The following is an 11,496-nucleotide window of genomic DNA, read 5'->3' as shown; positions in this document are numbered from 1 at the left end:
AACTTACGGCGGGCTTTGGGCTATTGGTTCTCCAGTATTACCAAAATGTTAATAAATTGTTAAGTTTTTTCTGGGCTTGCGCGGCAGTGGGCCGTGATATTAGCGCTGGGCGCTGATGTTGTCCTTCTCGTTGGCATCCATGAAGATGCCGCCGTCGAGCTTCACCGATTTCACGGCTTTGGGCGTGGTAATCACGGTTTGTTGCTGGTTGGTGCGCCACACGGCGGCGGTCTGGTGCAGGGTTTCCTTGGTGCCGTCGGTGTATTCGAGCTGCATATCGAAGGGAGCGGCGAAGCCGCCGATATTATTCACCGTCACGCTGCTACCCGATACCGGGCCCACGGCCAGGTCGATGTAGCCATTGGTGAAAAACCAGTTGTTGAAAAACCAGTTGAGGTCCTGGCCGCTGGCGTTGCTCATCGAGTTGAAGTAGTCCCACGGAATGGGGTGCTTGCCGTGCCAGCGGTCCATGTATTCGTGCAGGCTTTTCTTGAACAGCGCATCGCCGAGCATGTCCTTCAATGCCAGATAGCTGAGCGAGGGCTTGCCGTAGGCGTTGTTGCCGTAGCCGGCGCGCAGCTCGCTGCTGGGCGTGATGACGGGCAAATCCTCGGCCGTGGCGGCGTCGTGAATCCAGCGGTTTACGCGGAATTTCTTATAGAATTCGTCGGCTTTGGCCACGCCGTTTTCCTGGCGGCCGATGAGCAATTCAAACGTGGTGGCCCAGCCCTCGTCCATAAAAGCGTAGCGGCTTTCGTTGATGCCCATGTAGAACGGAAACCAGGTGTGGGCGATTTCGTGGTCCTGCACCAGTTGCGCGAACTGCGGGTCCTTCTGCGGGCTGTCGTTCACCATCATCGGGTATTCCATGTCGGCAAAGCCCTGGAAAGCCGTCATTTTGGGGAAAGGGTAGGCCACACCGGGCCAGTTATTGGGGTTCGAGAACCAGCCCAGCGCATACTGCCCGTTCTTCACCGACTGTCGGAAATCCACCGTCGAATCGGCGTAGGCGGCCTGCACGCTGGCGCGGCGCTTGGCCTTGGCATCCACAATCACGCTGGCGGCGTCCCACACGTAATGGTCGCTCAGGCCGAAGGTGACGTCGGAAATGTCCTTTGCGGCCCAGACCCAGGTGTTCATGGCCTGCTGGGCGGTTATGCTCTTTTTGGCCAAATCGGCAGCGGTGGCAATGTGCAGCACCGCATCGCTGGTCATCGACTGCTGGAGGCGCTTGGCGGCCGCTGGTTGCAGCACCTGTTTGGGGTTTTGCAGCGTGCCGGTGGCCCACACAATGTAGTTGGCCGGCGCTTTCACGCGCAGGGTGTAGTCGTTGAAATCGTTGTAGAACTCCTTGCTGTCCACAAAGGGCAGGCGGTCCCAGCCGTTGTAGTCGTCGTACACCGCAATGCGCGGGTAGAAGTAGGCCAGGAAGTAGGTGGTGGGGTCAATCATGCCTTCGCGGCCGCTTTCCACCGAAATGGGGAAGTGCCAGGTCACGGCAAATTTCACCGAATCGTGCGGGGCCAGGGGGCGGGGCAGGCGCACGCCCGGCGCGGTGCCCAGGTTGGTGGGCAGGGGCTTGAGCTGGCCGGCCACCTGAAACGTGTCAATCACCACGCCGCTGGTGAGGTAGTCGGCCGAGGCGTCGCCATCGCGGCTTGCCCCGGGCTTGTGGATGTTCTGGATGATGCGCAGCACCACCTGGCGCAGCGTATCGGGGCTGTTGTTGGTGTAGGTGATGGTTTCGCGGCCACGAATGTCGCGGGCGGGCGGCGCGGCCTGCACGGTGATGTCGTAGCGGGCGCGGTTTTGCCAGTATTTAGGGCCGGGGCGGCCGTCGGGGCTGCGGGTGCCTTTGTTGAACGCCTGCTTGATATCGCGCGGCATGTAAAGCGGTGTCGTTTGGGCGGCGGCGGGCTCGGCCAGGCCGGCGAGCAGCAGCAAGGGGAGCAGTCGTTTTATTTTCATTGAGGAAGGGACGCAGGAGGGCTTGGGGCCGTTGCAAAGGGACCCGGCGCAAAAGTAGGAATTTGATGCCGCGGCGCCGGGTCCCGTACCATCGCTGGTCCTGCCCTGGTCGACACAATTCCCCCATTCAGCGGCGAGGCGTCCTGAAGTGGGCGCACCTGTCGGGTTTGCGCGTACTTTTCCTGCCTAAAACCCCGTCATGCCCGTTCAGAATACTCCGCTGGCTTTCGCCAAGCTGGCAGCCTGCTTTCTTCAACCCCGCTGGCTTTGCTGCCTCATCCTGCTGCTGGCCGGGCGGGCGGCGGCTCAGCCCACCCCCGCCCGCCCGCAGCCGGTTGTGAAAGACACCGTGACCCACGACGATGCCCACCGCCTCGAAGTGGCTTACACCATGCTGAGCAGCATTTCGGGCCAAGTGCGCAACGTGTTCGACTCGCGGGAAGTGACCGAGAAATTGCCGGACATCGACGAAAACCTGCACGCCATACGCCACAGCGTGGAGGAAACCGACAAGGTGGTCGACATCAAGCAGCTGCAGATGTGCCAGCTCATGCTCGGCAACATTCAGGAACAGCTGGCCGAGTGGCGCACGGCCCTGGGCGAGGCCCACGAGCAGCTCGAAGGTATGCAGGCGCGGCTGGCCGGGCTGGCCCACCCGCCCATCCGGCCGCTTGCAACCGATGCGGCGGCGCTGGCTTTGGCCCACGCCGATTCGGCCCTGCAGGTGCGGCAGCAGCGCATTGGCGGGCTGCTGGCCAAGCGGTTTGCCAGCGCCCGGCAGCTTCAAACGCAGGTGGCCGCCAGCTACATCCAGACCTTGGAGCTACAGGACAAGGTGAGCGACCAGATGCGCCGCTTCGGCCGCACCACCATCAAGGCGGCGTTTCCGCCCCTGTGGGCGGCGCGCCCCGCCAAGGCAGCGGCCCTCGATGTCGACGCCGACCACGCCGCCGCCGACCGCCGCAAAATCATCAACTTCTACTTCGCTAACAACTGGGACAACTGGGCCTACATGGCTCTCATCGGGCTGGTGTTCTACGGCTGGGTGTCGTTCAATTACCGGCGGGCCAAAAAGCAGGAATTGGTCATCACCGAGCCCTTTCACTACCTGCGGCCCGGCCCTGTCGCAGCCACACTGGTGGTGATGTTCAGCCTGGCGCCGGCGCTGGAGCTGCACCCGCCGCCCGTGTACCTGGCGGTGCTGCAGCTGTTGCTGCTGGTGGCCCTCACGGCGGTATTTGCCCGGAGCTGGCCGCGCCGATTGTTCCTGTACTGGCTGGGGCTGGTGGCGTTTTTCGTGTGGCTAAGTGTGACCAATGCCAACGCCACCACCGGGCTGGGTGCCCGCTGGGGCCTGCTCGGGCTCAATGCGCTGGCGGTGGGCGTGGGCGCGCTGCTGCTGTGGCGGCTGCGCGACACGCTGGCCCAGATGCGCTTTCTCATTCCCGTCACCTGGCTGTTCATCGGGCTCAATGGCCTGGCCATCATCTGCAACGTGGTAGGGCGGCTGAGTTTGGCCAAGATGTTCAGCACGGCGGCCATTTTCGGGCTCACGCAGGGCATCGGGCTGGCGGTGTTCATCGAGTCATTCACCGAGGCTTTCCACCTCCAGATATTGTGCAGCCGGGGCAGCGAGGGCGGCACGGCAGCCTTCGACTACGACAAAATCGAGCCCCAGCTCATGCGCCTGCTCACGGTGCTGGCCGGCGCGCTGTGGCTGGTGGTGTTCACCTCCAACCTCAACCTCTACAACGCCATCTACGGCTTCTTTGCCCAGGCCCTCACGGCCCCGCACACCATCGGCAGCACCGAATTCACGTTCGGCAACATCCTGCTGTTCTTCCTCATTCTCTACGTTTCGGCCCTGCTGCAGCGCTACATCGGCTACTTTTTTGGGGAAGTGGGCGACGATGATTCCGACGCGCGGCGGCGCGGCTCGTGGCTGGTGGCGCTGCGGCTGCTGCTGGTGCTGGTGGGCTTTGCGCTGGCCACGGCGGCCACGGGCCTGCCCCTGAGCAAAATTGCCATTGTGTTCGGCGCGCTCAGCGTGGGCATTGGCCTGGGTTTGCAGAGCATTGTCAACAACCTGGTATCGGGTATTATTCTGATTTTCGAGCGGCCGTTTCACGTCGGCGATTTTATTGAAGTAGCCGGAAAATCGGGCCGCGTGCAGGACATCGGCATCCGGTCCAGCAAGCTCACGTCCGTCACCGGCTCCGAAATCATCGTGCCCAACGGCGATTTGCTCTCCAACCACGTCATCAACTGGACGCGCACCAACGACCATATCCGCACCGACCTGTCGCTGAAAATGACTTCCGGCACCGACGATTTGCAGACCAACCTGCAGAAGGCCCGCGAGCTCATTCAGGAGGAAGTCAAAACCAGCCCCTACACCATGCACAACTTGCCGCCCGAAATCCTGCTCAGCAGCATCAACGGGCAGGTTTACGAGCTGAAAGTACTGTTCTGGATTACCAACATCCGGCAGGAGCAGCTCACCAAAAGCGAGATTCTGGCCGGCATCTACCGGCGCTTCACGGCCGAGGGATTGACGCTGAGCTAGGGCCGGGGAATCACGCGGAGCAAATAAGAAGCGTATTTGTTCTGTGTCAGGCTGCGATATAGTGTTTCGACATTATCTTAATGCTTGGGTTGGGTTCGGTGCTGAAATCTGTCGGATAAGCAAGAAGGTACTGCGCCATGATATACCAGATTACGCTCCCGCACCCCGCTTTGCGGCAGTATGTTAAGGAATACATGCTGGTTGATTTCGACTTTACGGGGCTGGCCGAGATTCCCACCCGGCTGATGCCGGTGCGGGCCGAGCAGAGCCTCATTTTCTATCCTGGCGGCATGTTTACCAAGGTAAACAGCGCACAAAACAAGCGGCTGCTGATTCCGCCCACGGTGGTGCAGGGGCAGCCCATCACGGTGTGGCACCATCACTACCCGCGCACGTTTCGCTTGGTGAAGGTGATATTTCAGCCGGGGGGGCTGTATCACTTGCTGGGCGGTGCCCCGCTGGGAGAGTTTACCGATGCCGCCGTGGATGCCGAAGCGGTAATTGGCCGGGAAATCAGCGAGGTCATTCAGCAGCTGATGGACACGGCGCGCTACGACGAAATGCTGGCCGTGGTGGATGCGTACCTGCTCCAGAAGTTCCGGCGGCACTCGCTGCGCTCCGAGCCCATGGACAAGGTGAGCCAGATGCTGCAAGCCACTCGCCCGGCCGGCGGCCTCGATTACCTGGCTGGCCAGGCCTGCCTGAGCTACCGGCAGTTCGAGCGCAAGTTCCGGGAGCGGATGGGCATCAGTCCCAAGCTGTTTATGCGCATTCAGCGCTTCAACCAGGCCCTGGATGCGAAGGAAAAACAGCCCCAGCGGGACTGGCTGACCATTGCGCTGGCCTGCGGCTACGCCGACTACCAGCACATGGTGAAGGACTTCAAGCAGTTTGCGGGCGCCACGCCCGTGAGCCTGATGGACGCCGTGGCCCACACCCCCGAGCGCCTGCTGCACCTGCGCTAAGAATGTCGTTTTTTGACCAATGGGCCGCTACAAGAGAGGACTAGTTTTGCCACCATCACCTCACTTCGTAACGCCATGGAAACCTCATCTCGTCGTTCGGCCCTCAAACACCTTTCTGCTGCGGCAATCAGTATGGCACTAGCTCCCACCCACTCCCTGAGCGCGGCCCCGGCGGCCACGCAAAAACCCTTCGTCGTGCGCGGGTCCGAAGGCCGCTCCAGCGAGCATTACCGCCTGATGGGCTTTGACTTATACCTCAAAGTAGGCGGCAAAGACACGGACGGCCAACTCGCGGTTTTCGACGGCGAATACCGCCGGCACGACGGCCCGCCGCTGCACGTCCACTACCAGCAGGACGAGGAATTCTACATCACCGAAGGCGAGTTTCTGGTGCAGGTGGGCGACGAGAAATTTACGCTGAAAGCCGGGGATTTAATCTTTTTGCCCCGCAATATTCCCCACACGTTTGTCACGCTGAGCGAAACCGGCAAAATGGCGTTTATGACGCACCCCAGTGGCACCATCGAAATGCTGTTTAAGCAGCTGGCCGCGCTGCCGCCCACTGCCAATCTCGACGATGCGCAGAAGATTCACCTCGCGCATCAGCTCCGTATTGTGGGCCCCAGGCTGACGGTGGGCTGAACGCCTTTGAAACAGTAACAAAACGGTCCTGCTGAGCGGGCCACAGCAACTCTGGTGCGAACATTCCGCAGTGGAGCTGCTGTGGCCCGCTCAGCAGGACCATTTTGGGCAATTGCTGCACACTCAGCAGAGTACAGGAGTGTTGGCTGCCCGGATTTCCGGTGCTTGCGCCCATGCTACTACGCGCCGCTTTCCTGCTTCTGGTGTTTCTGTACTTCGTGCAAAACGCAACGGCAGCTCCGCCCAATAACGGCTTCAACGTCCGCGATTTCGGGGCGAAGGGCGACAGCGCCACGCTCGACGGCGACGCCATCAACCGGGCCGTGGCGGCAGCGGCGAAAGCAGGCGGCGGCACGGTGTATTTCCCGGCGGGCACCTACCGCAGCTACTCCATCCGGCTGCAAAGCCACGTTTCGCTCTACCTCGACCAGGGCGCCGTGCTGCTGGCCGCCGCGCCCGTGGGCAGCACCGGCTACGATGCGCCGGAGCCCGCCGACAACGACAAATTCCAGGATTTTGGGCACAGCCACTGGCACAACAGCCTGATTTGGGGCGAGAAGCTGGTGGACATTTCCATCCTCGGGCCGGGCACTATTTACGGGCAGGGCCTCACGCGGGAGGGACCACACCAGGCCCCCGTTGGCAACAAGGCCATTGCCCTGAAGCTGTGCCGCAACGTGACGCTGAAGGATTTTACGGTGCGCCAAGGCGGGCATTTCGCCCTGCTGGCCACGGGCGTGGACAACCTGACCATCGACAACCTTCGGCTCGATACTAACCGCGACGGCCTCGACATCGACTGCTGCCAAAACGTGCGGGTGAGCAACTGCACCGTCAATTCGCCCTGGGACGACGGCATTTGCCTGAAAAGCTCCTTCGCCCTCGGCTATGCCCGCCCCACCGAAAACGTGACCATCACCAACTGCCAGGTGAGTGGCTTCGACCGCGGCACGCTGCTCGACGGTACCTACCGGCGCAACGAAGCCGCCCTCGTGCCCGACCACGAAGGGCCCACCGGCCGCATCAAGTTCGGCACCGAATCGAACGGCGGGTTTCGGAACATTGCCATCAGCAACTGCGTGTTCACCTACTGCCGCGGCCTGGCCCTGGAAACCGTAGACGGCGGCCTACTCGAAGACGTGACCATCACCAACATCACGATGCGTGATGTCACGAACTCGCCTATTTTCCTGCGCCTCAGCAGCCGGCTGCGGGCTCCGGCCGGCACCGTCACGGGGCAGTTGCGCCGCATCAACATCAGCAACGTCATGGTTTATAATGCCGATGCGCGGTTTGCCACGCTCATCAGCGGCGTGCCCGGCCATCCCATCGAGGACGTGCGGCTGAGCAACATCAGCATCTGGTACCGGCCGCTGGACGCGGCCGCTGCTATCCAAAAAGACTTACCGGAGGATGAGAAAGGCTACCCCGAACCCCAGAAGCTGGGCGTGGGCCCGGCCTATGGCTTCTACATCCGCCACGCCAAAAACATTGAGCTGAACGACGTGAATATCCACCTGCTGGGCGCCGAAACCCGCCCCGCGCTCATGCTCACGGAAGTGGACGGGGCCCGCCTGCGAAACGTGTCGGCTGATAAGGCCGGGACTGCGCCGCTGCTGGTGCTGCGCGGCGTGCGCGGACTGGAGGTACAAGGCAGTGAAGCACTGAAAAAGTCTATCAGCACGCGGTAGGGGCGGGACTTGCCCCCGCCCGCCACTGAGAGAACGTCATGCTTCGACTTGGCTCAGCATGACGGTTACATTTCTTTCCCAATCCCACCCATGAAACACGCTCTAATTCTCGCTGGCCTACTCCTCGCCGCCACCGCCCACGCTCAAATCGGTCGTCACTTTCCTGCCGAGAAAAAGGTGGTAAAAGACCCCGTGACGGGCACTTCGCTCACTTTTCTCACCAGCACGCCGGCCGGCGATTCCAAGATTTATCAAACCCATAACCAATGGACGTCCGACCTGCAATGGCTCATCTTCCGTTCCAATCGGGCAAAGAACGAGGCGCTGGCGGTGAATGAGAAAACCGGCGAAATCGTGCAGGTGAGCGAGGGCGGCTACACTGGCATGCTCAACGTGGCCCGCCACGCCATGAAGCTGTATTTCATGCGCAACCCCAACGGTGCGGACGAAGCCGGCAAAGACCAGCCGGCGTCGCTGCAAATTGTGGAAGTGGATTTAGCCAAAGTATTTGCCGACAGCAAGGCCGGCCGCATGCAGCCCGCCAGCGCCTACCAGCGCATTTGTGGCACCACGCCGCCCGCGCTGCAAGCCGGCGGCGACATGGCCCTCGACGGCGACGAAAATTGGGCCTACTTCCGGGTGGGCAAGGAAGAGGCCGCCCGGCACCTGGCCCCCGGCACCAGGCTGGAAACCGAGTTTGGCCCGCGCCACATGGGCGCGGGGCCGGCCGGCATCGCGGCCATGAACGTGCACACCGGCGCCATCAAGTACGTGGTGTCGGTGCCGTTTCAGATTGGGCACATCCAGACCAATCCCTGGGTGCCGGGCGAAATCGTATTTTGCTGGGAAACGGGCGGCAAGTCGCCCCAGCGCACCTGGACGGTGCAGGCCGACGGCAGCGGCCTGCGCCCGCTTTACCCCGAAGCGGAGTACGAATGGGTGACGCACGAAGCCGTGATTACGAAGGACGAAACCGCCTTCGCCATCATGGGCCACCGCCCCATTCCGGCCGTGGCCAAAGACGTGGCCCCCGGCACGCCCGTGAGCGGCGCCAACCCCGGCCAGGAGGCGGCATGGGGCCCCTCCGGCACCCGCGAGAAGCCCACGGGCCTCGCCATTGTCAACCACCGCACCCGCGAAATGACCATCGTGGGCCAGACACCCAGCGGCAGCGGCCTCTGGCACGTCAGCGGCTCGCCGGATGGCCGCTGGGCCGTGGGCGACGACTTCGCCCGCAACATTTATTTGATAGACCGGCACACCCACGAAATGCTGCTCCTCTCCACCGGCCACAAGCCCACTGCTGCCGACCACCCGCACCCCACCATGAGCCCGGATGGCACGCGCATCGAAATTCAATCGGCCATGCTTTCGAGCGATGGGCACAGCATGAACATCTGCATCATCCCGGTGCCGGCGGCGTGGCTGAAGCGGAAGTATTAAACCGTAGCGTGGACGCTGCGAGTCCGCGCCCCTCCCGACGGAAACCCGAACGACTGCGAAATGTGCTGGAGGGCGCGGACTCGCAGCGTCCACGCTACAAATTGCCCGACGAATGAATGCCACAACAAAACGCGCTTATTGCTGCAGAATCTTTCTCGCGCTACTCCTCTGCGCTTTTTCCGTTGCCGCCCGCGCCCAGGAGGACCGGGGCTTCAAAGTCTACCAATTCCCGGCCAACATGATTCCCCGCATCGACGGCAAGGCCGACGACTGGGCCACGTTCCCGAAGGAGTACATCGTGGGCACCGACCAACTGCGCGACGACTCCGGCCACTACCCCAAAGCCGATTCCACCAACCTCGCCGTGAAGGTGCGCGTGGCCTGGGTAGCGGGCCTGAATCGCCTTTATTTCCTCTACGAAGCCTACGACAACTACTGGGATTTCAGCCTGCCGGGCCTGCACAACGACACCTTCGAAATCGTGGTGGACGGCGACCTGTCCGGCGGCCCGCTCATTGCCGAGCAGCACCCCAATCAGGCGTTGCCGCTAATGGAGCGCTACTTCGCTTTCCACGGCGTGCACGCGCAGAACTACCACATTTTCATGCCCGCCGAGGGCAAAGACTGGGCCTTGGCCTGGGGCGCGCAGCCCTGGATTAAAAAACTGCCGTACTCGAACATCGCCTACAGCTACGACTTCCGGCCCGGCCAACCCGGCAAGCTCACGGCCGAGTTCTGGATTTCGCCCTTCGACTACGCCGGGGCCGAGGGGCCGGCCCGCGCCGTGGAATCGGTGCTGACGGAGGGCAAGAAAATCGGCCTCACCTGGGCCGTGATAGACTACGACGACGTGGCCGACGAAAGCAAAAAAGGCTTCTGGAACCTCTCGAAAAACCACAAGATGTACGGCAATTCCAGCCTTGGCACCATCTTCACGCTCCTGCCGCTGGCCGAGCAGTACCTGCCGAAACTGGCGGCGCAATGGTCTTTCAGCGTCACGGACATGGCCCACCGCCAAGTTACCTTCCTCGACGAAAGCCGCGGCTCCATCAAGCGCTGGCACTGGGACTTCGGCGACGGCAGCACCTCCACCGAGCAAAGCCCCGTGCACCGCTACAAAGACGCCGGCAAGTACATCGTGGTGCTCGACGTGGAAGGCCCCGCCGGCAAAGCCCGCATGGCCAAGGTGTGGGACGTGGCCGTGAAGTAGGACAATTGTATCAGCGCGCCATCATAGCGAGCACAGGCGCCACCAGCAGCCGGGAGCCAGTAGCATCCAAGTGCAGGCCATCAGCCGTCATGGTGTTGATGTCTAGGCCCGGCGTTTTGTAGCCATTCACAAACAGGCAATGGGTTCGTTGCGCGACCTTTTTAAAGGCGGTGCTCATGTTGCTCACCCGCGCGTCGCCGCCCTGGTATTTGGGCAGGGCTTCGGCTTTCGTACCGTAAGGTGGGGGCGAAATAATGATGATGCGGGCCTGGTTGATGGCGGGGTAGGGGCAGGTTTTGATTTTGGTGATGAGGGTTTCCAGGTTTGCCGGTACTTCTTTTTGGCGGTCGGCGAAAACAGCTTTGGCGTCGTTGGTGCCCAACTCTAGCACTACAAAATCGAACGGCCGGTCCTTGGTAAACTCGGCGGCCTTGCGCAGATTTTCGTCGATGACCAGCAGCGAATTCAAGGTGCTGTCGCCGTTGTTTACGAACCCAATGGTGCGGCCCGATTTGCTGATGTTGAAGACCTGCGCCCGGGGCAGAGCCAACTCCAACTGCTTGGGCCAACTGTGCGGAAACGTACCGTTGCTGTCGCCCAGGGTAAAAATGTTGATGGGCTTGTCCGACGCCGCCGGAGTTTGCGCGGGCAGCAACGCCGGCAGGAGCAGCAGAAACAGGAGAAGCTTTTTCATGGCAATTAGTAATAGTTAGGTTTCAGCGAGTGATTGCCCCGCTGGCGCACTTCCGCGAAGCGCGCCAGCGGGGCAATCAATTGTTTTTCCGCTTTCGGTAAGAGTTCTTTGGGCTGCTCTTTCGCAATACGACGCGAAGTGACTTTAATATATTGACGTTCAATTTCTATGAAATATTGGTGCTGGCTGTTTGCCTTTATTCTTGTCACTGGCTGCGCACCTCATTTGCGCTACGCGACTGACTCGGAAGCCGCAGCGATAGGCGTAGTAATTCGCGCCGTGCAGGTGAATGTGAGTTCGGGCAGTGAATTATCCTT

General features: G+C 61.5%; 9 protein-coding genes. 6 read left to right on the top strand and 3 right to left on the bottom strand.

Going from position 1 to position 11,496, the window contains the following annotated elements:
• Positions 1 to 99 precede the first annotated feature (99 nt).
• Positions 100 to 1,968 (bottom strand): M1 family metallopeptidase, encoded by a 1,869-nt coding sequence (locus tag ACYU7Q_RS09835; protein ID WP_460609280.1) that lies wholly within the window; start codon positions 1,966 to 1,968, stop codon positions 100 to 102.
• 199 nt (positions 1,969 to 2,167) lie between these two features.
• Here ACYU7Q_RS09835 and ACYU7Q_RS09830 point away from each other — a divergent pair, with 199 nt between their 5' ends.
• From ACYU7Q_RS09830 to ACYU7Q_RS09805, 6 genes are all read left to right on the top strand, one after another.
• Positions 2,168 to 4,534 carry a mechanosensitive ion channel family protein gene (locus ACYU7Q_RS09830; RefSeq protein ID WP_460609279.1) on the top strand — a complete coding sequence of 789 codons (2,367 nt, stop codon included), beginning with the start codon at positions 2,168 to 2,170 and terminating at the stop codon, positions 4,532 to 4,534.
• 137 nt (positions 4,535 to 4,671) lie between these two features.
• Positions 4,672 to 5,499 carry a helix-turn-helix domain-containing protein gene (locus tag ACYU7Q_RS09825; RefSeq protein ID WP_460609278.1) on the top strand — a complete coding sequence of 276 codons (828 nt, stop codon included), beginning with the start codon at positions 4,672 to 4,674 and terminating at the stop codon, positions 5,497 to 5,499.
• A gap of 75 nt (positions 5,500 to 5,574) precedes the next feature.
• Positions 5,575 to 6,141: a cupin domain-containing protein gene (locus ACYU7Q_RS09820; RefSeq protein WP_460609277.1), complete on the top strand. Its 567-nt coding sequence runs from the start codon at positions 5,575 to 5,577 to the stop codon at positions 6,139 to 6,141.
• A 173-nt stretch (positions 6,142 to 6,314) separates the two neighbouring features.
• Entirely contained in the window at positions 6,315 to 7,832 is a 1,518-nt protein-coding gene (locus ACYU7Q_RS09815) for a glycoside hydrolase family 28 protein (protein WP_460609276.1), read from the top strand.
• Positions 7,833 to 7,922: 90 nt separating this feature from the next.
• On the top strand, positions 7,923 to 9,275 hold the full coding sequence (locus ACYU7Q_RS09810; RefSeq protein WP_460609275.1) for a TolB family protein: 1,353 nt from the start codon (positions 7,923 to 7,925) through the stop codon (positions 9,273 to 9,275).
• Between the two features lie 238 nt (positions 9,276 to 9,513).
• Positions 9,514 to 10,485: a PKD domain-containing protein gene (locus tag ACYU7Q_RS09805; protein ID WP_460609274.1), complete on the top strand. Its 972-nt coding sequence runs from the start codon at positions 9,514 to 9,516 to the stop codon at positions 10,483 to 10,485.
• Between the two features lie 10 nt (positions 10,486 to 10,495).
• Here ACYU7Q_RS09805 and ACYU7Q_RS09800 read toward each other — a convergent pair whose 3' ends face one another.
• Together ACYU7Q_RS09800 and ACYU7Q_RS09795 are read right to left on the bottom strand one after the other, a co-directional pair.
• On the bottom strand, positions 10,496 to 11,179 hold the full coding sequence (locus ACYU7Q_RS09800) for an SGNH/GDSL hydrolase family protein (RefSeq protein WP_460609273.1): 684 nt from the start codon (positions 11,177 to 11,179) through the stop codon (positions 10,496 to 10,498).
• A gap of 5 nt (positions 11,180 to 11,184) precedes the next feature.
• On the bottom strand, positions 11,185 to 11,388 hold the full coding sequence (locus ACYU7Q_RS09795) for a hypothetical protein (RefSeq protein WP_460609272.1): 204 nt from the start codon (positions 11,386 to 11,388) through the stop codon (positions 11,185 to 11,187).
• Positions 11,389 to 11,496: the final 108 nt, after the last annotated feature.

The sequence above is a fragment of the Hymenobacter terrigena genome, assembly GCF_054776515.1.
This window is presented reverse-complemented; position numbering and strand designations above follow the sequence as displayed.